Origin of the sequence: Paracoccus angustae, assembly GCF_042648745.1 — a bacterium.
GTDB lineage: Bacteria > Pseudomonadota > Alphaproteobacteria > Rhodobacterales > Rhodobacteraceae > Paracoccus > Paracoccus angustae.
Map to the genome: position 1 here is coordinate 125320 of NZ_JBHRXY010000001.1, position 23470 is coordinate 148789.

The window sequence follows — 23470 nt, forward strand, 5'->3', positions numbered from 1 at the left end:
GAAGGAAAAGCGCGATGATCCGAGTTCTGGGAATGATGTCGGGCACGGCGATGGACGGCGTGGACGCGGCGGTGATCGACACCGATGGGGTGCGGATCGGCGGCTTTGGACGCAGCGCGTTCCGCGCATATTCGGACAACGAAGCCGCTGCGCTGCATGCCGCCCTTGGCCGCTGGCCGGGCGAGGACGGGGTGGCGGATGCCGCCGCGATATCGGTCGCGGGCCATGCCGCCATGGCCGCCGACTTTCCCGAGGCCGAGTTGATCGGCTATCACGGCCAGACGCTGGCCCACGATCCGCAGGGCCGGGGCACGCATCAGGCGGGCGACGGCGCGCTGCTGGCGCGGGCCGCCCGCCGACCGGTGGTCTGGGATTTCCGCCACGAGGATATGCGGCGGGGGGGCGAGGGCGCGCCGCTGGCGCCCTTCTTCCACTGGGCCTGTGCCGGGTGGGCGGTCGCGCAGGGCCATCTGCCCGCGCAGCCGGTGGCTTTTCTGAACCTTGGCGGCGTCGGCAACATCACCTGGGTCGATCCGGCTGCCCCCGCGCCCGAGGCGCCGGGCGCCTGCCTGGCCTTCGACACCGGACCCGCCAATGCGCCGATCAACGACCTGATGCGGCGCAGGCTTCGCCGCAGCCATGACCAGGACGGGGCGCTGGCAGCGGCGGGCAGGGCGGATGACGCCATGGTCGCCGATTTCCTGCGCCATCCGTGGTTCGACCGCCCCCCGCCCAAGTCGCTGGACCGCGACCGGTTCGCGGGCCTTGCCGCCGCCGTCGAGCCGCTGGCCGACGCCGATGCCGCCGCCACGCTGGTCGCCGCCCTGGCCGGAGCGGTCGCGGCGGGCTTTTGCTGGCTGCCGTCCGTTCCCGCCGCAGTGCTGGTCTGCGGCGGCGGGCGGCGCAATCCCGCGATCATGGCGCGGCTCGCGCAAGACCTGCCCTGCGGCGTGCAGCCGGTCGAGGCCGCAGGTCTGGACGGCGACATGCTGGAAGCCCAGGCCTTCGGCTGGCTGGCCGCCCGGGTCGTGCGGGGGCTGCCCACGTCCGGCCCGACCACCACCGGCGTTCCGGCGCCATGCTGCGGGGGCCGGATCAGTTATCCGCGCGGCGGCCGCCGATTTTTTCCGACGCGCCCTTGACGGGGGCGGTGTGTCTGCGTAAACCGCCCCTCACCCCGGCGGGCGATGCGATCGGGGTGGTGAGTGTGCGGTTGTAGCTCAGTTGGTTAGAGTACCGGCCTGTCACGCCGGGGGTCGCGGGTTCGAGCCCCGTCAACCGCGCCACACACACCAGTCGCCCAAGACATAGCGCGGTTGTAGCTCAGTTGGTTAGAGTACCGGCCTGTCACGCCGGGGGTCGCGGGTTCGAGCCCCGTCAACCGCGCCATTTCTTTCCCTTTTCGTGATCGAAGCGTCGCTTGGGGGCGCTGCCCCCGTCCTGCGGACTCCCCCGGGATATTTGGGACAAAGGTGAACGGCCGGGTTGAAGCGCGCGCCGGGATGGGTCATCTGAACGGCTGATTGCGGGGGATTGCCATGACCGGACACGAGGATGCAACGGCGCTGATCGCGACCATGGGCGAGGCCGCGCGCGCCGCCGCGGTGGATCTGGCGCAGGCCACGGCCGAGCGCAAGCACGCGGCCCTGGTCGGCGCGGCCGAGGCCTTGCGCCGCAATCAGGCCGGGATCCTGGCTTCCAATGACAAGGACATGCAATTCGGCCGCGACAAGGGCCTGGCCGATTCGATGCTGGACCGGCTGCGGCTGGACGCCGACCGCCTGCGCGGGATCGAGGATGGCCTGCGCGCGGTCGCCGAGCAGCGCGATCCGGTGGGCGAGGTCGTGGCCGAATGGGACCGCCCGAACGGCCTGCATATCCAGCGCGTCCGCACCCCCATCGGCGTGATCGGCGTCATCTATGAAAGCCGCCCGAACGTGACCGCCGACGCGGGTGCGCTGGCGTTGAAATCCGGCAATGCCGTGATCCTGCGCGGCGGATCGGAAAGCCTGCATTCCAGCCAGGCGATCCATGCCTGCATGGTGCAGGGTCTGCGCCAGGCAGGCCTGCCCGAAGCCGCGATCCAGCTTGTGCCGACGCGCGACCGGGCGGCGGTGAGCGCCATGTTGCAGGCCCAGGGGCTGATCGACGTGATCATCCCGCGCGGCGGCAAGGGTCTGGTGGGGCTGGTCCAGCGGGAAGCCCGCGTGCCGGTCTTCGCCCATCTGGAAGGCATTTGCCACGTTTACGCCGACGGGGACGCCGACCCCGACAAGGCGCGGCGCGTGCTGCTGAACGCCAAGACGCGGCGCACCGGGATTTGCGGCGCGGCGGAATGCCTGCTGATCGACCACCGCTATTATGCCCGGCACGGTTCCGCCCTGGTTCAGGCGCTGCTGGACGCGGGGGTCGAGGTCCGGGCCGATGGCGATCTGGCGCGGATCCCCGGCACCGTCATGGCCGAGCCCGACGATTTCGGGCGCGAGTTCCTGGACATGATCATCGCGGCCAGGCTGGTCGACGGCGTGGACGGCGCCATCGACCATATCCGCCGCTTTGGCAGCCAGCACACCGAATCGATCCTGACCGAGAATGACGCGACCGCGCAGCGGTTCTTCGCGGGCCTGGACAGCGCGATCCTGATGCGCAACGCCTCGACCCAGTTCGCCGACGGGGGCGAGTTCGGCATGGGCGCCGAAATCGGCATCGCCACGGGCAAGATGCACGCGCGCGGCCCCGTGGGGGCCGAGCAGCTGACCAGCTTCAAGTATCTGGTGACGGGCGACGGAACGGTCCGGGCCTGAGGCCCCGGGGTCGGGATCAGAAGGCGATCTCGGCGCCCTTGTCATCGACCTCCCAGCGGACGGCGCGGTCCGCGCTGGCCAGGGCCTCGGCTAGCAGGGGGAAATGCACCTCGGACGGCATGGGGCTGCGCGGCGCCGGCCCCCCCAGCCAGGCCCACAGGTTTGCGTCATGCTTGGTCCGCTCTGCCTCGGCCAGCAGGCGCCAGCCGGCGGGGCCGTGCAGCACCGTGACCGTGCCGCCCCAGGGGATCGCGCTTTCCAGGCACATCATCGCCAGCATGACCATCCGCATCTCGGTCCGGGCGAAATCGCCCTCGGCCTCCAGCCGGATCCGCATCCTGCCCTGCGCGGAAAACCCGTCCAGCAACTGCGTCAGCCCCGCGCGGGAAAGGCGCTGGTCCCCCTGCACCTGCCCGAAGGCCACCCGGAAAATCTGGATGCGGGCGCGCGCCGCCAGAACGCTTTCGGCGATCAGCTTCAGTTCGGGGCAGGCGCCGATGCCGGGAAAATCCGGCGACATCTCCAGCAGTTCGACCCCGTTGCCGATGGCCCCCAGGGGCGAGACGAGGTCGTGGCACAGCCGCGATCCCAGCAGTTGCGACAGTTCGCCCGATGCGATGCGCGTTGTATCCGGGACCATGGGGGATTACCTTTCGATATAAGACACAAGGGACGCCGCCGTGAACGAGATCCTGGAACCCGGAATGATCGTCCGCCACCCCGGCGCGCCCGAATGGGGCGAAGGGCAGGTGCAATCGCGCATCGGCGACCGCATCACCGTCAATTTCTCCGAGGCGGGCAAGCAGGTCATCGACGGAAAACGGGTGTCACTGGATGTCGTCTGGTCACAAGGCGGCTAGAAAGCGGCTAGGGATTCGTTTGCCACGATTGCAACCTTTGATTGTCCTGTGCAAGCCGTGACGCGCGGTTGTCCGCCGCGCTGTTGCAATGCCGGCACCCGCCGCCTAGAGAAGATGCGATGACCATGACCGCCCTTGCCGCCCGAATGAAGTCCGACCAGTCCTTCTTCGACATCCGCCTGGCCGTGTCGGAAGCGGATCTGCTGGCCGCGCAGCGCCTGCGTTACCGCGTCTTTGTCGAGGAACTGGGCGGCGACGGGCCTCTGGTCGATCACGGCCGCCGCCTGGAATGCGACGCCTTCGACCCCGTGGTCGATCACCTGTGCCTGATCGACAACCGCCGGTCGGTTGCGGATCTGGATCACGTGGTCGGCGTTTATCGCCTGCTGCCGGGCGACCGCGCGGCGCGGTTCGGCCGGTTTTATTGCGATTCCGAATACGACCTGACGCCTTTGCGCCAGTGCGGGCGCCCGGTTCTGGAACTGGGCCGGTCCTGCGTCGATCCGGCCATCCGGGGCGGGTCGGGCATGTTCCTGCTGTGGAACGCCCTTGCCGATTACGTGCTGGACCACCGGATCGAGATCCTGTTCGGCGTGGCAAGCTTTCACGGCACCGACACCGCGGCGCTGGCGCCGTCGCTCAGTTGGCTGCATCACCATCATCTTGCGCCGGCCGGTCTGCGGCCCAGGGCGCTGCCGCCCGGCCATCACCGGATGGACCTGATCCCCCCCGACCGCCTTGACCGGCGCGAGGCCATGGTCGGGATGCCCGCGCTGATCAAGGCCTATCTGCGTCTTGGCGGCATGGTGGGCGAGGGGGCCTTCATCGACCGCGCCTTCAACACCACCGACGTGTTCCTGCTGATGGACACCGCCGCGATGTCCGACAAGCACCGGCAGTTCTACGAAAGCCGCTGGCAGCCGCAATGACCCTTTCCGCGCGCCCCGATCCGGGCCGAGGCGCGACGACCTGGCGCGACGAGGTGCCGCCCGTTGCCCGCCCCCGGGGTCTGCGCACCTGGCTGCGCGTCCTTCGGCGGGGCGGCGGCGCCGTCCTGGTGTTGCTGCTGGGCGTGCTGCTGATCCTGCCCCTGCGCGGGATCGAACGTCTGTTCCACGGCCGGCGGCGTCCCTGGACCGGCCCGCATGTGCAGATGGTCTGCCGTTTGACCCTGGCCTGCATGGGCATCCGCTGGCGACGGCTGGGCAAGCCGATCAGCGGCCCGGGCGCGGTGGTCGCGAACCATTCCAGCTGGCTGGACATCCTGGTCCTGAACGCCGCCATGCCGGTCTTCTTCGTCAGCAAGGCCGAGGTCGCGACCTGGCCCGGCATCGGCATCCTGACGCGCGTGACCGACACGCATTTCGTTGTCCGCGACCCGCGGCTGGCCCGCGCCCAGGCCGAGGCGTTCGCGGCGCGTGTCCGGGCTGGGCACCGGCTGCTGTTCTTCCCCGAGGGCACCTCGACCGACGGGCGGCGGCTGTTGCCTTTCAAGCCGACGCTGTTCCAGGGCTTCCTGGATCCCGCGCTGCCCGAGGGACTGGCGATCCAGCCGGTCAGCGCGGCTTACCACGCGCCCGCCGGGGCCGATCCGCGCTTTTATGGCTGGTGGGGCGACATGGACCTGGGGCCGCACCTTCTGGCCGTGCTGGCCGTCCGGCGTCAGGGACGGATCACCGTGGTTCTGCACGACCCGATCCGGGTGGCGGGCCAGACCCGGAAGACCCTCTCGGCCGCAGCCGAGGATGCGGTGCGCCGGGGACTGGCGTTCTGATCGCTTGATCGGGCGGGCAAAGCGACCATATCTTGTAGATTCACCGCCTGCCGCCCCAAGGGATCCGCCATGACCCGTTTTTCCGCGCCCATCGCCGAACAGATCTGGGACATGAAGTACCGCCTGAAGGATGCCGAGGGCCGCGCGCTTGATGCCACGGTCGAGGACAGCTGGCGCCGCGTGGCCCGGGATCTGGCCCAGGTCGAGGCGGACCCTGCCGCATGGGAGGACCGCTTCTACGCCGCGCTTCAGGATTTCCGGTTCCTGCCCGCAGGACGGATCCTGGCGGGGGCGGGCACGGGCCGCTCGGTCACGCTGTTCAACTGCTTCGTCATGGGCACCATCGAGGACAGCATGGCGGGCATCTTCGATGCCTTGAAGGAGGCCGCGCTGACCATGCAGCAGGGCGGCGGCATCGGCTATGATTTCAGCACGCTGCGCCCCAGGGGCGCCGAGGTGCGGGGGGTGGCGGCCGACGCCTCGGGGCCGTTGTCCTTCATGGACGTGTGGGACTCGATGTGCCGCACCATCATGTCGGCAGGGTCGCGCCGGGGCGCGATGATGGCGACGATGCGCTGCGATCACCCCGACATCGAGGATTTCATCGCGGCCAAGCAGGACAGCGCCCGGCTGCGGATGTTCAACCTGTCGGTGCTGGTGACGGATGCCTTTATGGAGGCCGTGAAGGCCGATGCCCCATGGGACTTGGTCTTTGCGGGCCGCGTTTATCGCACCGTGCAGGCCCGCGACCTGTGGAACCGGATCATGCGGGCGACCTATGACTATGCCGAGCCCGGCGTGATCTTCATCGACCGCATCAACCGGCAGAACAACCTGCATTACGCGGAAACCATCGCGGCGACGAACCCGTGCGGCGAACAGCCGTTGCCGCCCTATGGCGCCTGCCTGCTGGGATCGGTGAACCTCGCGCGGCTGGTCGGCGACCCGTTCACGCGGCAGGCGCGGCTGGACATGGCGGCGCTGGACGATCTGGTCCGCGTGGCGGTGCGGATGATGGACAACGTGGTAGATGCCTCTCGGTTTCCGCTGCCGCAGCAGGCGGCCGAAGCGCAGGCCAAGCGCCGCATCGGCCTGGGCGTGACGGGGCTTGCCGACGCGCTGCTGATGCTGGGCCTGCGCTATGGCGCGCCTGACGCCGTGGACCAGACGCGGGCCTGGATGAAGGCGATCGCGCGGTCGGCCTATCTCGCCAGCGCCGATCTGGCGCGTGAAAAGGGGGCCTTTCCGCTGTTCGACCGCGATGCCTTTCTGGCGTCCGGCTTCATGCGGCGGATGGACGCGGATGTGCGCGAGGCCGTGGGCCGGCACGGCATCCGGAACGCCCTGCTGACCTCCATCGCGCCGACCGGGACGATCAGCCTTTACGCGGGCAACGTCTCCTCGGGCATCGAACCGGTCTTTGCCTATGCCTATACCCGCAAGGTCTTGCAGAAGGACGGGTCGCGGACCGAGGAAGAGGTCGTGGACTATGCCGTCCGGATGTGGCGCGACATGCATGGCGATGCGCCCTTGCCGGATCACTTCGTCAATGCCCAGACCCTTTCGCCCGGCGATCACGTCGCCATGCAGGCGGCGGCGCAGGAATGGGTGGACAGCAGCATCTCCAAGACGATCAACTGCCCCGCCGACATCGGTTTCGAAGATTTCAAGGACGTTTACCTGTCCGCCTGGGATCTGGGCTGCAAGGGCTGCACGACCTATCGGCCGAACGACGTGACCGGCAGCGTGCTGTCGGTCAGCGAAAAGACCGAAACCGTGCCGCAGGCCGATGCGGGCGCCGACGTGGTCTATCTGACCGAGCCGCTGGACCGGCCCGCGGCGCTGGAGGGCGCAACCTACAAGCTGAAATGGCCCGCCAGCGAACACGCGATCTACATCACCATCAACGACATCGTTCAGTCCGGCCACCGCCGCCCTTTCGAGATTTTCATCAATTCCAAGAACATGGAGCATTTCGCCTGGACGGTCGCGCTGACCCGGATGATCAGCGCCGTGTTCCGGCGTGGCGGCGATGTCAGCTTCGTGGTCGAGGAGCTGAAGGCCGTTTTCGACCCCCGCGGCGGGGCCTGGATGAACGGGCGCTATGTTCCCTCGATCCTTGCGGCCATCGGCGGCGTGATCGAGCGCCACATGATCGCCATCGGCTTTCTGGCGGGCGAGGGCATGGGCCTGAAATCCGATCCGCATATCGAGGCGGTGGCGGTCGGCGAACGCCCGCTGGGACCGGCCTGCCCGAATTGCGGCCAATACGGGATGCGCATGAACGAGGGCTGCATGACCTGTCCCAATTGCGGCCACTCGAAATGCGGGTAAGGGGGTGGGGATGCTGTTTGTGTGCTGACAGCCAAAAACTTTTCCTTTTGCCGGGCATGCCTTTCCTTTTTGCCGAGCAATTCTCCTCCAGCGCGGAACAGAAAGGTTAGGCCGGTCGAAACCTTTTTGGCGGCTGCTTTTCGACATCCGCGCTGCGGCAGCTTGCTCTACGCCGTCCCGGCAGCATGATTGAGCCGGCGCACGAGAGACGTGCGGCAAGATCCCGCCGGCAAGGCGAAGATGCGCTGTCCTCAGTATCATGCAGGACATCGAAGGCAGACTCCAACCGCTGTCAAGCCGTTCAGAGCCAAAGGTGAAGACAAAGCCTTGTGCGCCATCATGCAGGTCGATCTCGAGTAAACCTGCACGGAGAAGCCGAGTCATGGGACCAGACCCTATGAAATGACCCGTTTGCGGGCGTGAAACAGTCGGCCTTGCTGGCAGCTGGAAAAACGTCCTTCGCGCTCGGACCTGCTGATTTCTGGCGATGGCCAGGGAAAGGCTGTGACCGCAGCCCCGTCCTGCGGCGTTTCGCGGGAAACTGCGCCGCATGGGGTTTCACCCCACCATTCTACAAACCCGCGCCCGCCAGCGCAGCCCGGATCACCGGCGCCAGCCGCGCCGCCCAGTCCGCCTGACCCGATTCATCGGCGATCAGGTCGTTGCGAACCTCGATCAGCACATTGGGCCGTCCGTGCCTCAAGGCGTGGCGGTCGATCGAGTCGCCCTCCAGATGGCCGTCGTAGGGCTGGTTCTCGCCCGTGATCCAGCCAGCCTCGCGGCAGGCCTGCACCATCGGCGGACCAAGCCGCACGTCCTGCCAGGAATACAGGATCCCCACCTGCCAGGGCCGCATGGGGCGGCCGCGCAGTTGCGGCGTAAAGCTGTGGATCGCGCAGATGCAGCGGGCGGGGTGGCGGTCGGCCAGCCGGGCCAGCGCGGCGTGATAGGGGCGGTGCAGCCGGTTCAGCCGCCGCTCGCGTTCCCCCGCATCGGCATCCTTGTTGGCCGGGATCACCGTGCCGTCGTAAAGCCGCATCAGCAGGGTCGGATCGTCCTCGCCCCGGTTGGGGTCGATCACCAGACGCGAGAAATCCGAAAAGATCGCGGGCGCCTCCATCAGGGCGGCCAGCCGCGAGGCCAGCCCCGCCGCGCCCACGTCATAGGCGATGTGGCGGGCCATGTCGTCGGACGCGATGCCCAGGGTTCCGCCGCCCACCCAGTCCGGCACCCGGTTCGTGGCGTGGTCGCAGGTGATCAGCCAGCGGGACGGGCGATCCTCGCCCTCGGTCCAGAAGGCACGCTCTGTCATGGGTCGGTCATCCTTCATGTCGTGCGATGTCTATGCCATGGTGCCGCCGGACGCCAGTTGCGGCTGCCCGCGTTCTGGACCATAGTTAGCGCAAACGGAAGAAAGGCGGCAGGATGAGACGACACCGCAACGTGAAGATCGTGGCCACGCTGGGGCCCGCCTCAAGCACCAAGGACATGATCCGCGCGCTGTTCGACACCGGGGCCGACGTGTTCCGCCTGAACATGAGCCATGGCAGCCACGCCGATCACCGCGCCCGCTATGACGCCATCCGCGCGGTCGAGGCCGAGACGGGCCGTCCCATCGCCATCCTGGCCGACCTCCAGGGGCCGAAGCTGCGCGTGGGCCAGTTCACCGCGGGTGCCTGCGATCTGGAGGAGGGCAACCGCTTCCGTTTCGACCTGGACCCGGCGCCGGGGGATTCGCACCGCGTGCAGTTGCCCCATCCCGAGATTTTCGCCGCGCTCGTGCCGGGCAGCAACCTGCTGGTGAACGACGGCAAGATCCGCCTGCGCGTGGACGACTGCGGTCCCGACTTCGCCGATTGCACCGTAAAGGTCGGCGGCACGATCAGCGACCGCAAGGGCGTGAACGTGCCCGACGTGGTGCTGCCGCTGGCGGCGCTGTCCGACAAGGATCGCTCGGATCTGGAATTCGCCTGCGAGCTGGGCGTGGACTGGCTGGCCCTGTCCTTCGTGCAGCGCGCGGCGGATGTCGAGGAAGCGCGCGCCCTGGCCAGGAACCGCGCGGCGATCCTGTCCAAGATCGAGAAACCGGCGGCGGTCGATGCCTTCGAGGATATTCTGGCCGCGTCCGACGGGATCATGGTGGCCCGCGGCGACCTTGGGGTCGAACTGCCGATCCATTCGGTGCCGCCGATCCAGAAGCGGCTGGTCCGCAGGTGCCGGTCGGCGGCCAAGCCCGTGATCGTCGCGACCCAGATGCTGGAATCCATGATCGAAAGCCCGATGCCCACCCGGGCCGAGGTCAGCGATGTCGCCAACGCGATCTACGAAGGCGCGGACGCCGTGATGCTGTCGGCCGAAAGCGCCGCCGGCGCCTATCCCATCGAGGCCGTGCGCACGATGGACAGCGTTGCCCGCTCGGTCGAGGCGGACAGCAACTACCGCGCCATCATCGAGGCCTCGCGCCAGAACAAGCTGCACACCGTGGCCGACGCCATTGTCACCGCCGCGCGCGAGATCGCGGAAACGACGGACATCGCGGCCATCTGCGCCTTCAGCCAGTCGGGCAAGACCGCCAGCCTGGTGGCCCGCGAACGTCCGCGCGTGCCCATCATCGCGCTGACCCATGTCGAATCGGTGCTGCGCCGCATGTGCCTGACCTGGGGCACCCATTGCGTCATCACCCCGCAGCTGAGCCGCTTCAAGGAGGCGGTGGTCAACGCCACCCGCGCCGCGCGCGAGTTCCACTTTGCAGACGAGTCCCGTCAGGTCGTGGTGATCGCGGGCGTGCCCTTCAACGTTCCGGGCAGCACCAACATCGTCCGCATCGCGCCCTGCGACGAACGCTTGATCTTCGCGTCCGATCCAGAATAAGCGCGGATCAGGCAAACCATTACGGGGATTCCCATGTCTGATCTTCTGCTGCTTGGCGGCATCGCGCTGTGCCTGATCTCGGTCGTCGTGGCCGTCGTGCAGTTGTTGCAGACCCGGCCCCCGCGCGCGGCGGCGATCCTGCTGGTGCTGGGGATCGCGGCGATCCTCGCCGCCGCCTATCTGGGTCCGCAGCCCTTCACGCTGGACCAGATCCCGCAGGCCTGGACGCGCATCGCGGGCGGCACGACCACGCCGTAAGCCCTTGCCAAACCTGACAAGCGCGCTTATACGGCGCGCTTCCTATCCGTGCGTCCGGCCACCATGGCATTGCCGAGGCGCGCGTTCACTCTGATGAAGGAGATGAAAATGCCGAAGATGAAGACCAAGTCGGCCGCCAAGAAGCGGTTCTCGTTCACGGCCGGGGGCAAGGTGAAATCCGCCCAGGCCGGCAAGCGCCACGGCATGATCAAGCGCACCACGAAGTTCATTCGCGACGCGCGCGGCACCACCGTCCTGTCGGACGCGGACGCCAAGATCGTCAAGAAATACATGCCCTACAACCGCTGATCGCGAGGACTGAACAATGGCACGAGTTAAATCCGGCAAGGTCACCCACGCCCGCCACAAGAAGGTTCTTGACGCGGCGAAAGGCTATTACGGCAACCGTTCGCGCAACTTCCGCACCGCCACCCAGGCCGTGGACAAGGCGAACCAGTACGCCACCCGCGACCGCAAGACCCGCAAGCGCAACTTCCGCGCTCTGTGGATCCAGCGCATCAACGCCGCCGTCCGCCTGGTGGACGCCGAAATGACCTATTCGCGCTTCATCAACCTGCTGGCGAAGGCCGGGATCGAGGTTGACCGCAAGGTTCTGGCCGATCTGGCCGTGAACGAGCCCGAGGCCTTCGGCGCGATCGTGGAAAAGGCCAAAGCCGCCGCCTGACAGGGCCGCGTTCCGGCATTTCCGAAGGCCCGCCACCCCGGCGGGTCTTTTTCATGCGCGGCCTTGGCGTTCGCCCTTGGCCCCGAATCATCGTTGACTGACCCGTTTTCCGGATAAATACTGGACAGGCAATCATATCCGGTCGGCTTGCCATGGACCAGCGAACGAAACTGTCCTGTGGCGGGTTTACCCCAAGTTCGGAGTTCACCGAGTCCTGTCATAAGGGTTGTCCATGAGTGTTCGGAACATCTGCGCAGCGGCCTTGACTTTCGTCACCTTGGCAGGGGCGGCCCAGGCCGCGACATATGCTGCCACCACCTTTATCGACAGTGAAACCGCTTATGGCGCCTGCGCGGCCTCCAGCGCCGCTGCCTGCGAGGCGAACAACCGCAAGGGGGTCGAAAACGCCTTGGGCGGGACGGATGGCACCTTTTACGCCCTTGGTCTTGGCGGACAGCTGGCGCTCGGCTTTGCCGTGCCTTTGCTTGCGCCGGGCGCGATGGTGACCTTCGAGGAGGTGACCTTTGGCGGCGCGGCGGGCAGCGGACATTTCGAAGCTGCCGACGTTTATGCGGTGGTGGACGATGTCGCCACTCTGGTGGCCACCATCTACAACACCACGCCCGGCACGACGCTGCAAATCACGCAAGGGTTCGAATATCTTCGCCTTGTGGACGCGACGCTGCGGGAGTTTTCCCTGACCAGCAGCTTTGACGGTTTCGACGTGGACTCGGTCACGGTCGTCGCCGCAGTCCCGGTTCCCGTCGGCGGGGCGCTGCTGCTGTCGGGCCTTGGCGGGTTGACGCTGCTGCGCCGCCGCCGGAAGGCTGCCTGAGGTCATCACATCATCCCTCGGACGCCGGGACCGCTCTGAATGATTTGTGATCACAGGCGGGTCTTTCTTCGCCATCCCCCGATTGTCTGAACGGCGCCCCGCGCCTAGCTTGGACGCATGAGCCAGGAAAACCTTTCCTTCGCCGCCAGGCCGTTCCGAGACCGATCCGGTCCGGCGGAGCCGGTCAAGGTCGCGCTGGCGCGTCAGCCTCTGGGCATCTTGGGAACGGCCCTGACGGCGCGGCGGAACCTGCTGGAACTGATCCCCGAAATCGCCACGCGTCAGCCGATCGTTTCGGGCAAGACCGGAGTGCGGTTCCACATGGTCATGGACCCGGCGGCCTTGCGCCATGTCCTGAAGGATCGGGTCGAGGATTACCCCAAGTCCAACGTCACCAAGCTGATCCTGGAACCCGCCATCGGCGACAGCCTGTTCGTGGCCGAGGGCGCCCAGTGGCGCTGGCAGCGCCGCGCCGTGGCCCCCGCCTTCGCCCTGCGCCATGTCGAGGCGCTTGGCCCGATCATGACCGCCGCCGCCCAGGCGTCCTGCCGCCGCCTGTCCGCCGCGCGCGGTCCCGTCGATCTGTTCGAGGAAACGGTGGCCGCGACCTTCGAGGTGATCTCGGACGTGACGCTGTCGGGCGACCGGGCCTTCGACCGCGACGCGGTGCATCACGCCATCGACGCCTATATCGCCCAGACGGCCAAGGTGTCGCTGCTGGACGTGATGGGCCTGCCGGGCTGGATCCCCCGTCCGGGCCGGATGTTTTCGCGCCCCGGCCTGAACCGCATGAAGGACATCGCCGACCGCGCCATCGACGCCCGCGCCGCCGCGCCCCGGACCGAAGGCGTGCCGGACCTGCTGGACCTGCTGCTGGACGCCGCCGATCCCGAGACCGGCCGCGCCATGACGCGCGACGAATTGCGCGACAACCTGCTGACATTCATCGTGGCAGGGCACGAGACGACCGCCCTCACGCTGGCCTGGGCGCTGTATCTCTGCGCCTTCGATCCCGCCGTCCAGGACCGCGCCGCGGCCGAGGCCCAGGCGGCCCTGGGCGGTCGCGCCGCCGACGCCGCCGATCTGCCCGCTCTGCCCCTGATCCAGCGGATCGTGAACGAAACGCTGCGGCTTTATCCCCCCGCCGCCTTTCTGTCGCGCACCGCGCAGATCGCGGACCGTTTGTGCGGCCGCGAGGTTCTGCCCGGCGACACGGTTATGCTGCCGATCTATGCGCTGCACCGCCACCATCTGCTGTGGGACCGCCCCGACGCCTTCGAACCGGACCGCTTCCTGACCGCGCCCGACCGTTATGCCTTTCTGCCCTTCGGCGCCGGGCCGCGCATCTGCATCGGCGCCAGCTTCGCCCTGCACGAGGCCGTCATCATCCAGGCCACGCTTCTGGCGCGCTTCCGCTTCCGGGCCATTCCGGGCCGCGATCCGCAGCCTCGGATGATCCTGACGCTGCGCCCGCATGGCGGGGTCTGGCTGGATGTCTCGCCGCGCTGAGGCTTTTCCCTTGCCGCCGCAGATGCTAACGCAGCCTTGGCATACGCGAGGCATGACGATGGACGACCTGACCCCCCTGCGCCAGCAATGGCTTGACCGCATCAACGGCGCCGCCGATCCGGCCGCCATCGAGGAGGTGCGCCTTGCCGCCCTTGGCAAGAAGGGCGAGATCAGCGTGATGATGCGCGAACTGGGCCGCATGACGCCCGAGGAACGCCAGACCACCGGGCGGGCGCTGAACGAATTGCGCGACGAATTGGACGCCGCGCTCCGCGCCCGCAAGCTGTCGCTTGAGGATGCGGCGCTGGAGGCGCGGCTGGCGGGCGAATGGCTGGACGTGACGCTGCCCGGCCGCCCGCGCCCGCAGGGGACCATCCATCCGATCAGCCAGGTCACCGAGGAGGTGACGGCGATCTTCGCCGACATGGGGTTCGCGGTGGCCGAAGGCCCGCAGGTGGAATCCGACTGGTACAATTTCGACGCCCTGAACATCGCGCCCGAACATCCCGCGCGCCAGGAACACGACACCTTCTTCATGCACCGCGCGCCTGGCGACGACCGCCCGCCGCACGTGCTGCGCACCCACACGTCTCCGGTCCAGATCCGCGCCATGCAGGAGCAGGGCGCGCCGATCCGCGTCATCTGCCCCGGCCGCGTCTACCGCATGGACATGGACCAGACCCACACCCCCATGTTCCACCAGGTCGAGGGCCTGGCCATCGACCGCGACATCTCCATGGCGCAACTGAAATGGACGCTCGAGGAATTCTGCCGCGCCTTTTTCGAGGTGGGCCAGGTCGAGCTGCGCTTCCGCGCCAGCCACTTCCCCTTCACCGAGCCCTCGGCCGAGGTGGACATCCGCTGTTCCTGGGAAGGCGGCCAGTTGAAGATCGGCGAGGGGGACAGCTGGCTGGAGATCCTGGGGTCCGGCATGGTGCATCCCAAGGTCCTGCGCGCGGGCGGCATCGACCCCGACCAATGGCAGGGCTTCGCCTTCGGCATGGGCATCGACCGCATCGCCATGCTGAAATACGGGATCCCGGATCTGCGGGCTTTCTTCGAAAGCGATCTGCGGTGGCTGCGGCACTATGGGTTCGCGGCGGGGGATGTGCCGAGCGTGGCGGGCGGGCTGAGCCGGTAGCGACAGCAATTGCGCGCCCGTCTTGTCCCTTCTCGGACTTCGTTATCCGTAGTGACGTAAATTCCGGATCATCTTCGATCCTTCCAAGCGTGCAAAGGTTCTGGTCGAAAGGGGCGTTGATCTGATGGATGCGGCTCGGGTCTTCGCCGGACCGCGCCCGATCACCCTGGGCCAGTTGGCGGGCGCATGGCGGTTCCGGTTTGGATCCCGAACGGCGAAGCCCGTCGCCTCATCTCGATGACGGAAAGCCAATGACCGCGAACGGGCAGCCTATTCCGACCGGCTTCGATGACGATGAATTCCCGACCTGTCCAGCCCGGACTGGCCGACAAAACTCGACGCCGCGCCATTCAACGAGGCCGTTCGAAAGCGGGCAGTCCCGAAGTCTCCACGGCGATCCGCCTGGATCCCGAGGGTGCTGGATCGCTTCAAGGCCCATGGCGTTGGCAGGCAACGCCGCATCAACCCCGCGTTGCGCAAGGCGGTCGGGCCGGACTGCGGCTTCGTCCGCCCATCCTCACCGCCGCAGCGTCACCACGTTCCCCGCGCTGGCGATTTCCACCGCCGCGATCCGCGACAACTGCACCGACGACAGCGCCATCGCCGCCGTGATCTCGTCCACGCCCGGCCGGGCGGGCAGGGCGGCGGGGCTGCCGGGGGCGGGGGGCACGCCCACCAGCCGCAGACGCAGCACGCCGTCCGCGTCGGGAGAGATCCGGTCGCCCGGCATCGGACGCGCCGTGACCAGCGCCACCGCCGAATAGCCGCGCACCGGGGCAAAGCCGTTCACCACCAGCAGAAGGCCTTCGTTCAGCGGCTCCCACCGGGCCGAGGTGATCTGGGGGATGGAGGGACGGGTGTCGGACACCTGCGTATAGCCGCCCTCGGGTTCAAGCGACCTTGCGGGCGCGCTGCCCCAGGACAGGGGATTCCAGCCGCTGTCGCCAAGCCGCCCGCAGGCGGAAACAGCCATCGTGGCGATCAGCAGCGTCGCGGTCAGCTTGGTCATGTCACCATCCCTCGGGTCTTTTTCGGTGTGTTAGGCGAAAACCGCGTGGGGATAAAGGCACTTTGACCTTGGCGACGCGGCGCGCTAACCACAATCCGAAAGGATCCCGCCATGGCAACCCAAGCCTTCGAAGACATCGCCGACACCTTCGACTTCCTGGACGACTGGGAGGACCGCTATCGCCACGTGATCGAGCTTGGCCGCGCCATGCCCCCGATGGATCCCGCCCTTCAGGTGCCCGCCACAAAGGTCGAAGGCTGCGCCAGCCAGGTCTGGATCATGCCAAGGATCGAGAACGGACGCTTCGACTTTCAGGGCGACAGCGACGCCATGATCGTGCGCGGGCTGATTGCGGTGCTGCACGCGCTTTACTCCGGCGTCCCGGTGGCCGAGGTGGGCCGGATCGACGCGCAGGCCGAACTGGCGAGGCTGGGGCTGGACGAACACCTGTCCTCGCAGCGGTCGAACGGGCTGCGGGCGATGATCCAGCGGATCAGACAGCTTTCCGCCGACGCAGCGTGATCCAGCCGCCGCCCAGCACCCGGGTGCTGTCCGGTTCGTAGAAGACGCAGGCCTGGCCGGGGCTGACGCCTTCCTCGGCATCCAGCAGTTCCACCTCGGCGCGGGTGGCGTCCAGGGGGCGCAGGATCGCCGGCCGGGGCGGCCTGGTGGACCGGATGCGGACCATCACGGGGATCTCGCCCGCGAAGGGGCGGTCGCCCAGCCAGTTCACCTCGGAAATGGGCACAACGGTGGTGGCCAGCGCGGATTTCGGGCCGACCACGACGCGGCGGGCATCCGGGTCCAGCCGCACCACATAAAGCGGATCCCCGAGACCCCCGATGCCCAGGCCACGGCGCTGGCCGATGGTGTAGTGGATCACGCCGCGATGCTGGCCCAGGACATTGCCGTCCATGTCCACGATCTCGCCCGGTTCGGCCGCATTGGGGCGCAGCTTCTCGATCACCGCCGCATAGTTTCCGTTCGGCACGAAGCAGATGTCCTGGCTGTCCGGCTTGTCCGCGACCGCCAGTCCGTATCGGGCGGCCAGGGCCCGGGTTTCCGCCTTGCTGGCCAGATGGCCCAGGGGAAAGCGCAGGAAATCCAACTGCTCTTGCGTGGTCGAGAACAGGAAATAGCTTTGATCCCGGTTGGGATCCGCGGCCATGTGAAGCTCGGCGCGCCCGGCGCCGGTCTTGCGCTGGATGTAATGGCCGGTCGCCATGCAATCGGCGTCCAGGTCGCGCGCGGTTTCCAGCAGGTCGCGGAACTTCACGCGTTCGTTGCAGCGGATGCAGGGCACAGGCGTCGCGCCCGCCAGATAAGCGTCGGCGAATTCGTCGATGACCGATTCGCGGAACTTGTTCTCGTAATCGAGAACGTAATGCGGAAAGCCCATCCGCTCGGCCACGCGCCGCGCGTCGTGGATGTCCTGCCCCGCGCAGCAGGCGCCCTTTTTCGCCAGCGCCGCGCCGTGGTCGTAAAGTTGCAGCGTGACGCCGATCACGTCGTATCCCTCGGATTTCAGCTGCGCCGCCACGACGGAACTGTCCACGCCGCCCGACATCGCGACCACCACCCGCGTCTGCGCAGGCGGCTTGGCAAAGCCCAGGCTGTTCAAGTCGGAAGCGCGCGCCGGGGCGCGGTGGTGAAGCGTCATGGCAGGTCTCGGGTAAGGGTTGCGTCGAAATATAAGCAAATGCTGTCTATTCTCAAGCGTTCAGGGCGCCAAAAAGCCGCCATGCTCAATTCGGGATTAAGGGCTTTCCGTCAATGTCGTCACACGCGACATGGGACAGGTGGAATGTTCTTGAAGAAAAGCAATGCTCCTCGAACCGTGATCCTGCCCGATGGCAGGGTTCTGTCTTTGGCCGACCTGCCGCCGGAGGACACCCGATGGGTGGCCAGCCGCAAGGAAACGGTTGTCAACGCCGTGCTGCACGGCCTGATCGGGAAAGACGAGGCCCTGCGCCGCTACGGTCTGTCCGAGGAAGAGTTCGACGGCTGGACGAAAGCCATGCAGAAACACGGCAAGGCCGCATTAAAAGTGACGGCAATCCAGCGTTTTCGGCAACCATAGATTGCGCGGCGCCGATTTACCCATAAGGTAACGACATGTTAACCTTATGGCCCGATGGTTGGGTCAGGTTAGACACGAATCGGGGTAGACCTTTATGCGCATTCTGTTGGTTGAAGACGATCCCAGTACGGCACGCGCCATCGAGCTGATGCTGACCGCCGCAAGTTACAACGTATTTCGAACGGACATGGGCGAGGAGGGAATCGACCTTGCCAAGCTTTATGACTACGATCTGATCCTGCTGGACCTTGATCTTCCCGACATGCACGGGATGGAGGTTCTGCGCCACCTGCGCCTGGCCCGCGTGGACACGCCGATCCTGATCCTGACCGGGTCGGACGACACCGAAAGCAAGCTGCGCGGCTTCGGCTTCGGCGCCGACGACTACATGACCAAGCCCTTCAACCGCGAGGAATTGCAGGCCCGGATCCAGGCGATCATCCGCCGGTCCAAGGGCCACAGCCAGGCGATCATCAAGACGGGCGAAATCGTGGTGAACCTGGACGCCCGCTCGGTCCAGGTGAAGGGCAAGACCGTCAACCTGACCGGCAAGGAATACCAGATCCTCGAACTTCTCAGCCTGCGCAAGGGCACCACGCTGACCAAGGAGATGTTCCTGAATCATCTTTACGGCGGCATGGACGAGCCGGAGTTGAAGATCATCGACGTGTTCATCTGCAAGCTGCGCAAGAAGCTGTCCGAGGCGATCGGCGGCGACAGCCATATCGAGACGGTCTGGGGCAGGGGCTATGTCCTGCGCGAGCCCTCGCCCAGCGTGGAGCGTCTGGCGATCGGCGCCTGATCCCGGCGGGCTGCGGCGGCTTGCCGTGGCCCCTGTAAAATCCCCTGCCGAACGTCGTATAGAACCTGCAGACGGAAGGCGGAGGCAGCGATGACGTTCGGCAATCAGGATGACGGCGAAGGCGCGCGGCCGGACGTGGCCGCGCTGGACGAAAGGGGTGCCGCCGACGAGATCGCCGATCTGTCGGCCCGGATCGCGCAGGCGGACGAGGCGTATCACGCCCTTGACGCTCCTGTCCTGTCGGATGCGGACTACGACGCGCTGAAGCTTCGCCTGCTTGCCCTGGAGCGCGCCTTTCCGCAGCTTGCCCGGCCCGACAGCCCCACGCAGACGGTCGGGGCCGCGCCGGCCGAAGGCTTTGGCAAGGTGGTTCACGCGCAGCGCATGATGTCGCTGGAAAACGGCTTCAGCGCCGAGGATGTGAGCGATTTCGTGGCCCGCGTCCGCAGCTTTCTGGGGCTGCGCGACACCCCGGCCTTTACCGCCGAACCGAAGATCGACGGATTGTCCCTGTCTTTGCGCTATGAAGGCGGCGTGCTGGTCCAGGCCGCCACGCGCGGCGATGGCGCCGTGGGCGAGAACGTCACCGCCAATGCCCGCACCATCGCCGACATTCCTCACCGGCTGACGGGCGACGTGCCCGCCATCCTCGAGGTCCGGGGCGAGGTCTACATGACCCATGCCGACTTCGAGCGGCTGAACGCCGCCGATGGCGGCCGCGTCTTCGCCAATCCCCGCAATGCCGCCGCCGGATCGCTGCGCCAGATCGACCCGGCGGTCACCGCCTCGCGCCCGCTGCGGTTCTTCGCCTATGGCTGGGGACAACTGAGCGAGCCCCTGTCCGACACGCAGATGGGCGCCATCGGGCGGCTGGCGGCCCTTGGCTTCCAGACCAATCCCCTGACGCGTCTGTGCCATGACGCCGACGGGATGATCGCCGCCTGGGCCGAGATCGAGCAGCAGCGTGCCACCCTGGGCTACGACATCGACGGGGTCGTCTACAAGGTCAACGACCTGTCCTATCAGACGCGCTTGGGCTATCGGTCTACCACGCCCCGCTGGGCCCTGGCGCACAAGTTTCCGGCCGAAACCGCCTGGACCCGCCTGGACCGCATCGACATCCAGGTGGGCCGGACCGGCGCGCTGTCCCCCATCGCACGGCTGGAGCCGGTCACGGTGGGCGGGGTCGTTGTTTCCAACGCGACGCTGCACAACGAGGATTACATCGCCGGGCGCGACAGCACCGGCGCCCCGATCCGCGAGGGCCGCGACATCCGCGAGAACGACTGGGTCAAGGTTTATCGCGCCGGCGATGTCATTCCCAAGATCGCCGATGTGGATCTGGCCCGGCGCCCCGAAGGCAGCCAGCCCTATCAGTTCCCCCGGACCTGTCCGCAATGCGGCTCGGACGCGATCCGCGAGCCGGGCGATTCGGTGCGCCGCTGCACCGGCGGCATGGCCTGCCCCGCGCAGGCGGTCGAGAAGCTGAAGCATTTCGTCAGCCGCGCCGCCTTCGACATCGAGGGGCTTGGCGCCAAGCAGATCGAGATGTTCTTCACCGACGCCGTTTTGCCGATCCGCGAACCCGCCGACATCTTCACCCTGGCCCGGCGCGACGCGCGCAACCTCGCCAAGCTGAAGAACCGCGAAGGGTTCGGCGCCAGGTCCGCCGAAAAGCTGTTCGCCGCCATCGAGGACAAGCGCCGCATTCCCCTTGCGCGGCTGATCTTCGCGCTTGGCATCCGCCATGTGGGCGAGGTCGCGGCAGGCATTCTGGCCCGCCATTTCGGCACATGGGACGCCCTGATCGCCGCCGTGGATGCGGCGGCGCGCGAACCTGCCTTCGCGGCGGACGAAAAGACCCGCCGCACGGTTCTGGCGGAAAGCCCCCACTGGGCCGAACTGACGGCCATCAACGGCATTGGCTCGGTGCTGGTCCAGTCCCTCGTGACCACCCTGACGCAAGAGGCCGAGCGCGCCAGCATCGACCGCCTGATTGCCCAGATCGAGGTGATCCCGGCCGAATCGGGCCAGGTCCGGGAAACCGCCATCAGCGGCAAGACCCTGGTCTTCACCGGCACGTTGGAGCGCATGACCCGGGCCGAGGCCAAGGCGCGGGCGGAAGCCATGGGTGCCAAGGTCGCCGGATCGGTCAGCGCCAAGACCGACCTGCTGATCGCCGGTCCGGGCGCCGGATCGAAGGCCGCGAAGGCCGCCGCTCTGGGCGTCGCCGTTATCGACGAGGATGAGTGGCTGCGCATCGCGGACAGCGCATGACGCAGCCCAAGGGCCGCCCCCCGGCGCTGTTTCCGCTGTTTTCCGATGTCGATACCCTGCCGGGGATCGGCCCGAAAAGCCGCGCGGCGCTGGCGCAATTGGGGATCGAACGCCCGCGCGACCTGATCCTGACCCTGCCTGCCAGCGGCATCACGCGCCGCCGCATCGCCCGCATCGCCGATGCCCGGCCGCCCGAGGTGGTCACGGTCGCCGTCACGGTGGGCCGCCATCACCCGCCTACGGTCAAGGGCCGCCCCTGGCGCGTCCATTGCGGCGACGGCGTGGGCGACCTGACGCTGGTTTTCTTTCACCCGCGAAAGGAATGGATCGAGGCGCAGCTTCCGACCGGCGCGCGCCGCGTGGTCAGCGGCAAGATCGAGCTGTTCGACGGCCTGGCCCAGATGGTCCACCCCGACCACATCCTTCGCGAGGACGAGCCTGCGCTGCCCGAATTCGAGCCGGTTTATCCCCTGGCGGCCGGGCTGACGCGCAAGGGCATGGCAAAGGCTGCCGAGGCCGCTCTGACCCGTTTGCCTCATGTCCGGGAATGGATCGACCCGCAGCTCGTGGCGCAGCGCGGCTGGCCCGACCTGGCGACGGCGCTGCGGCGGGCGCATGACCCGCAATCCATGCGCGACCTGTCGCCCGATGCTCCGGCGCGGGCGCGGCTGGCCTATGACGAGTTTCTGGCCCACCAGATGACCCTGGCCCTGGTGCGGCGGGAAAAACGGCGCCTGAAGGGACGGCCGAGCCGGGGCGACGGGCGGCTGCGCCGCGCGGTCCTGGACAGCCTGCCCTGGCCCCCCACCGGCGCGCAGCGCCGCGCGGTCGAGGAGATCGCCGCCGACATGGCCAGCGACCGGCGCATGAACCGGCTGCTGCAAGGCGACGTGGGGTCCGGCAAGACGCTGGTGGCGATGCTGGCCGCGCTTGTGGCGGTCGAGGCGGGCGGGCAGGCGGTGATGATGGCCCCGACCGAGATCCTGGCCCGCCAGCACGCCCGCGCGCTGGAGCCCCTGGCGCGGGCGGCGGGCATCCGGCTGGCCGCGCTGACGGGCCGCGACAAGGGCGATCTGCGTGCGCAGCTGCTCGAGGATCTGGCCCAAGGGCGCATCGACATCCTGGTGGGCACCCATGCGGTTTTCCAGAAGGACGTGCATTTCCACGACCTGCGGCTGGCGATCATCGACGAACAGCACCGTTTCGGGGTGGCGCAGCGGCTGGAACTGTCGGCCAAGGGCCAAGTGCCGCCGGACATGCTGATCATGACCGCGACGCCGATCCCGCGTTCCTTGGCGCTGACGCAATATGGCGATCTGGACATCTCGATCCTGGATGAAAAGCCCCCGGGGCGGCAGCCGATCACCACCGTGATGATCAGCGACCAGCGTCTGGACGAGGTGACGGCGCGGCTGCGCCGGGTGCTGGACCAGGGCGCGCGGGCCTATTGGGTCTGCCCGCTGGTCGATGAAAGCGAGAACAGCGACCTGACCGCTGCCGAGGCGCGGTTCCAGTCGCTGCGCGCGCAGTTCGGCGAAACGGTGCGGCTGGTCCACGGCCAGATGCCGCCCGATCAGCGCGATGCCGCCATGGCCGACTTCGCGCAGGGCCGCGCGCAATTGCTGGTCGCGACCACGGTGATCGAGGTGGGCGTGGACGTGCCCCAGGCGACCATCATGGTGATCGAGCGCGCCGAAAGTTTCGGCCTGGCCCAGTTGCACCAGCTTCGGGGACGGGTCGGACGGGGAACGGGCGCCTCGACCTGCCTGCTGATGTATCACCCGCCGCTGAACGAGTCGGGCGCCCGGCGGCTGACCACCCTGCGCGATACCGAGGACGGTTTTCGGATCGCCGAGGTCGATCTGGAGATGCGGGGCGCGGGCGACGTGATCGGCACGGCGCAATCCGGGCTGCCGCGTTTCCGCATCGCGGATCTGGAACATCAGGCCGGCCTGATGGCCGTCGCGCGGCAGGACGCGCGCGCGCTGCTGGACCGCGATCCGGCGCTGGAAAGCCCGCGCGGGCAGGCGATCCGTATGCTGATGTGGCTGATGAGCCAGGACGAGGCGATCCGGCTGATCTCTGTCGGCTGACAGAGTTCTTAAAATGTTCTTTACAGAACGACCCGAATATGAGAACAAATGAGCAACAAACAGGAGTTGCCCATGTCCCGTGAATTCGCTTCTGATCTGTTGGGCGTTATCGCCCTTGCCACCACGACGATGATCGTT

The 23470-nt window shown here is 67.5% G+C and carries 22 protein-coding genes and 2 tRNA genes; 20 read left to right on the plus strand and 4 right to left on the minus strand.

From position 1 onward, the window contains the following. Positions 1 to 14: 14 nt before the first annotated feature. The 4 genes from ACFOM8_RS00565 to ACFOM8_RS00580 all read left to right on the plus strand — a co-directional run bounded on the left by ACFOM8_RS00565 (position 15) and on the right by ACFOM8_RS00580 (position 2804). Positions 15 to 1142, plus strand: a complete 1128-nt coding sequence (locus ACFOM8_RS00565; RefSeq protein ID WP_377758339.1) for an anhydro-N-acetylmuramic acid kinase — start codon at positions 15 to 17, stop codon at positions 1140 to 1142. A 67-nt stretch (positions 1143 to 1209) separates the two neighbouring features. Beyond that, positions 1210 to 1286: transfer RNA gene (locus ACFOM8_RS00570), tRNA-Asp, on the plus strand. Positions 1287 to 1312: 26 nt separating this feature from the next. Beyond that, positions 1313 to 1389 (plus strand) — tRNA-Asp (locus tag ACFOM8_RS00575). Positions 1390 to 1538: 149 nt separating this feature from the next. After that, positions 1539 to 2804, plus strand: a complete 1266-nt coding sequence (locus ACFOM8_RS00580; protein ID WP_377758341.1) for a glutamate-5-semialdehyde dehydrogenase — start codon at positions 1539 to 1541, stop codon at positions 2802 to 2804. A gap of 16 nt (positions 2805 to 2820) precedes the next feature. On the opposite strand, the gene ACFOM8_RS00585 is transcribed toward ACFOM8_RS00580, so the two are convergent. Beyond that, on the minus strand, positions 2821 to 3444 hold the full coding sequence (locus ACFOM8_RS00585) for a histidine phosphotransferase family protein (RefSeq protein ID WP_377758343.1): 624 nt from the start codon (positions 3442 to 3444) through the stop codon (positions 2821 to 2823). Positions 3445 to 3484: 40 nt separating this feature from the next. On the opposite strand from ACFOM8_RS00585, the gene ACFOM8_RS00590 reads away from it, so the two are divergent. From ACFOM8_RS00590 to ACFOM8_RS00605, 4 genes are all read left to right on the plus strand, one after another. Further along, positions 3485 to 3664 (plus strand): DUF3553 domain-containing protein, encoded by a 180-nt coding sequence (locus tag ACFOM8_RS00590; protein ID WP_377758345.1) that lies wholly within the window; start codon positions 3485 to 3487, stop codon positions 3662 to 3664. Positions 3665 to 3810: 146 nt separating this feature from the next. Then, entirely contained in the window at positions 3811 to 4593 is a 783-nt protein-coding gene (locus ACFOM8_RS00595) for a GNAT family N-acyltransferase (protein ID WP_377759153.1), read from the plus strand. Then, the gene (locus ACFOM8_RS00600) at positions 4590 to 5438 is read left to right on the plus strand and encodes a lysophospholipid acyltransferase family protein (protein ID WP_377758346.1); all 849 of its coding nucleotides are present in this window, start codon (positions 4590 to 4592) and stop codon (positions 5436 to 5438) included. The genes ACFOM8_RS00595 and ACFOM8_RS00600 overlap by 4 nt, the downstream gene beginning before the upstream one ends. 69 nt (positions 5439 to 5507) lie before the next feature. Then, on the plus strand, positions 5508 to 7772 hold the full coding sequence (locus ACFOM8_RS00605; RefSeq protein ID WP_377758347.1) for an adenosylcobalamin-dependent ribonucleoside-diphosphate reductase: 2265 nt from the start codon (positions 5508 to 5510) through the stop codon (positions 7770 to 7772). 571 nt (positions 7773 to 8343) lie between these two features. Here the strand turns inward: ACFOM8_RS00605 and ACFOM8_RS00610 are convergent. Further along, entirely contained in the window at positions 8344 to 9084 is a 741-nt protein-coding gene (locus tag ACFOM8_RS00610) for an N-formylglutamate amidohydrolase (RefSeq protein ID WP_377758349.1), read from the minus strand. Between the two features lie 113 nt (positions 9085 to 9197). On the opposite strand from ACFOM8_RS00610, the gene pyk reads away from it, so the two are divergent. The 7 genes from pyk (at position 9198) to pheS (ending at position 15071) form a co-directional block, all read left to right on the plus strand. Beyond that, positions 9198 to 10643, plus strand: a complete 1446-nt coding sequence (pyk, locus tag ACFOM8_RS00615) for a pyruvate kinase (protein ID WP_377758351.1) — start codon at positions 9198 to 9200, stop codon at positions 10641 to 10643. A gap of 33 nt (positions 10644 to 10676) precedes the next feature. Next, on the plus strand, positions 10677 to 10901 hold the full coding sequence (locus tag ACFOM8_RS00620; RefSeq protein ID WP_377758353.1) for a hypothetical protein: 225 nt from the start codon (positions 10677 to 10679) through the stop codon (positions 10899 to 10901). A 108-nt stretch (positions 10902 to 11009) separates the two neighbouring features. After that, entirely contained in the window at positions 11010 to 11210 is a 201-nt protein-coding gene (rpmI, locus tag ACFOM8_RS00625) for a 50S ribosomal protein L35 (RefSeq protein WP_103171044.1), read from the plus strand. Positions 11211 to 11226: 16 nt separating this feature from the next. Then, positions 11227 to 11586, plus strand: a complete 360-nt coding sequence (rplT, locus tag ACFOM8_RS00630) for a 50S ribosomal protein L20 (protein ID WP_089388309.1) — start codon at positions 11227 to 11229, stop codon at positions 11584 to 11586. A 232-nt stretch (positions 11587 to 11818) separates the two neighbouring features. Beyond that, positions 11819 to 12421: a hypothetical protein gene (locus ACFOM8_RS00635; RefSeq protein ID WP_377758355.1), complete on the plus strand. Its 603-nt coding sequence runs from the start codon at positions 11819 to 11821 to the stop codon at positions 12419 to 12421. A 117-nt stretch (positions 12422 to 12538) separates the two neighbouring features. Then, positions 12539 to 13930 (plus strand): cytochrome P450, encoded by a 1392-nt coding sequence (locus tag ACFOM8_RS00640; RefSeq protein ID WP_377758357.1) that lies wholly within the window; start codon positions 12539 to 12541, stop codon positions 13928 to 13930. A gap of 58 nt (positions 13931 to 13988) precedes the next feature. Then, positions 13989 to 15071, plus strand: coding sequence for a phenylalanine--tRNA ligase subunit alpha (gene pheS, locus ACFOM8_RS00645; RefSeq protein ID WP_377759155.1), 1083 nt, complete (start codon positions 13989 to 13991; stop codon positions 15069 to 15071). A 517-nt stretch (positions 15072 to 15588) separates the two neighbouring features. Here pheS and ACFOM8_RS00650 read toward each other — a convergent pair. Further along, positions 15589 to 16080, minus strand: a complete 492-nt coding sequence (locus tag ACFOM8_RS00650) for a hypothetical protein (RefSeq protein ID WP_377758359.1) — start codon at positions 16078 to 16080, stop codon at positions 15589 to 15591. Between the two features lie 111 nt (positions 16081 to 16191). Between ACFOM8_RS00650 and ACFOM8_RS00655 the strand changes: the two genes are divergently transcribed. Beyond that, positions 16192 to 16602, plus strand: a complete 411-nt coding sequence (locus tag ACFOM8_RS00655) for a SufE family protein (protein ID WP_377758360.1) — start codon at positions 16192 to 16194, stop codon at positions 16600 to 16602. Here ACFOM8_RS00655 and mnmA read toward each other — a convergent pair. Next, positions 16574 to 17740 (minus strand): tRNA 2-thiouridine(34) synthase MnmA, encoded by a 1167-nt coding sequence (mnmA, locus tag ACFOM8_RS00660; protein WP_377758362.1) that lies wholly within the window; start codon positions 17738 to 17740, stop codon positions 16574 to 16576. The two genes, ACFOM8_RS00655 and mnmA, sit on opposite strands and share 29 nt — an antisense overlap. A 144-nt stretch (positions 17741 to 17884) precedes the next feature. Here mnmA and sciP point away from each other — a divergent pair, with 144 nt between their 5' ends. The 4 genes from sciP (at position 17885) to recG (ending at position 23332) form a co-directional block, all read left to right on the plus strand. Continuing rightward, on the plus strand, positions 17885 to 18160 hold the full coding sequence (gene sciP / locus ACFOM8_RS00665) for a CtrA inhibitor SciP (RefSeq protein WP_377758364.1): 276 nt from the start codon (positions 17885 to 17887) through the stop codon (positions 18158 to 18160). 94 nt (positions 18161 to 18254) lie between these two features. After that, entirely contained in the window at positions 18255 to 18962 is a 708-nt protein-coding gene (gene ctrA / locus ACFOM8_RS00670; RefSeq protein WP_154765440.1) for a response regulator transcription factor CtrA, read from the plus strand. Positions 18963 to 19052: 90 nt separating this feature from the next. Beyond that, positions 19053 to 21239 carry an NAD-dependent DNA ligase LigA gene (gene ligA / locus ACFOM8_RS00675; protein WP_377758366.1) on the plus strand — a complete coding sequence of 729 codons (2187 nt, stop codon included), beginning with the start codon at positions 19053 to 19055 and terminating at the stop codon, positions 21237 to 21239. Further along, entirely contained in the window at positions 21236 to 23332 is a 2097-nt protein-coding gene (gene recG, locus ACFOM8_RS00680; RefSeq protein ID WP_377758367.1) for an ATP-dependent DNA helicase RecG, read from the plus strand. Before ligA ends, recG begins: the two co-directional genes overlap by 4 nt. Positions 23333 to 23470 lie beyond the last annotated feature (138 nt).

Bases quoted from the DNA above. Each gene is read 5' to 3' on its own strand.
- ACFOM8_RS00565 (WP_377758339.1), top strand. From the start codon at position 15: ATGATCCGAGTTCTGGGAATGATGTCGGGCACGGCGATGGACGGCGTG.
- ACFOM8_RS00580 (WP_377758341.1), top strand. From the start codon at position 1,539: ATGACCGGACACGAGGATGCAACGGCGCTGATCGCGACCATGGGCGAG.
- ACFOM8_RS00585 (WP_377758343.1), bottom strand. From the start codon at position 3,444: ATGGTCCCGGATACAACGCGCATCGCATCGGGCGAACTGTCGCAACTG.
- ACFOM8_RS00595 (WP_377759153.1), top strand. From the start codon at position 3,811: ATGAAGTCCGACCAGTCCTTCTTCGACATCCGCCTGGCCGTGTCGGAA.
- ACFOM8_RS00600 (WP_377758346.1), top strand. From the start codon at position 4,590: ATGACCCTTTCCGCGCGCCCCGATCCGGGCCGAGGCGCGACGACCTGG.
- ACFOM8_RS00605 (WP_377758347.1), top strand. From the start codon at position 5,508: ATGACCCGTTTTTCCGCGCCCATCGCCGAACAGATCTGGGACATGAAG.
- ACFOM8_RS00610 (WP_377758349.1), bottom strand. From the start codon at position 9,084: ATGACAGAGCGTGCCTTCTGGACCGAGGGCGAGGATCGCCCGTCCCGC.
- pyk (WP_377758351.1), top strand. From the start codon at position 9,198: ATGAGACGACACCGCAACGTGAAGATCGTGGCCACGCTGGGGCCCGCC.
- ACFOM8_RS00620 (WP_377758353.1), top strand. From the start codon at position 10,677: ATGTCTGATCTTCTGCTGCTTGGCGGCATCGCGCTGTGCCTGATCTCG.
- rpmI (WP_103171044.1), top strand. From the start codon at position 11,010: ATGCCGAAGATGAAGACCAAGTCGGCCGCCAAGAAGCGGTTCTCGTTC.
- rplT (WP_089388309.1), top strand. From the start codon at position 11,227: ATGGCACGAGTTAAATCCGGCAAGGTCACCCACGCCCGCCACAAGAAG.
- ACFOM8_RS00635 (WP_377758355.1), top strand. From the start codon at position 11,819: ATGAGTGTTCGGAACATCTGCGCAGCGGCCTTGACTTTCGTCACCTTG.
- ACFOM8_RS00640 (WP_377758357.1), top strand. From the start codon at position 12,539: ATGAGCCAGGAAAACCTTTCCTTCGCCGCCAGGCCGTTCCGAGACCGA.
- pheS (WP_377759155.1), top strand. From the start codon at position 13,989: ATGGACGACCTGACCCCCCTGCGCCAGCAATGGCTTGACCGCATCAAC.
- ACFOM8_RS00650 (WP_377758359.1), bottom strand. From the start codon at position 16,080: ATGACCAAGCTGACCGCGACGCTGCTGATCGCCACGATGGCTGTTTCC.
- ACFOM8_RS00655 (WP_377758360.1), top strand. From the start codon at position 16,192: ATGGCAACCCAAGCCTTCGAAGACATCGCCGACACCTTCGACTTCCTG.
- mnmA (WP_377758362.1), bottom strand. From the start codon at position 17,740: ATGACGCTTCACCACCGCGCCCCGGCGCGCGCTTCCGACTTGAACAGC.
- sciP (WP_377758364.1), top strand. From the start codon at position 17,885: ATGTTCTTGAAGAAAAGCAATGCTCCTCGAACCGTGATCCTGCCCGAT.
- ctrA (WP_154765440.1), top strand. From the start codon at position 18,255: ATGCGCATTCTGTTGGTTGAAGACGATCCCAGTACGGCACGCGCCATC.
- ligA (WP_377758366.1), top strand. From the start codon at position 19,053: ATGACGTTCGGCAATCAGGATGACGGCGAAGGCGCGCGGCCGGACGTG.
- recG (WP_377758367.1), top strand. From the start codon at position 21,236: ATGACGCAGCCCAAGGGCCGCCCCCCGGCGCTGTTTCCGCTGTTTTCC.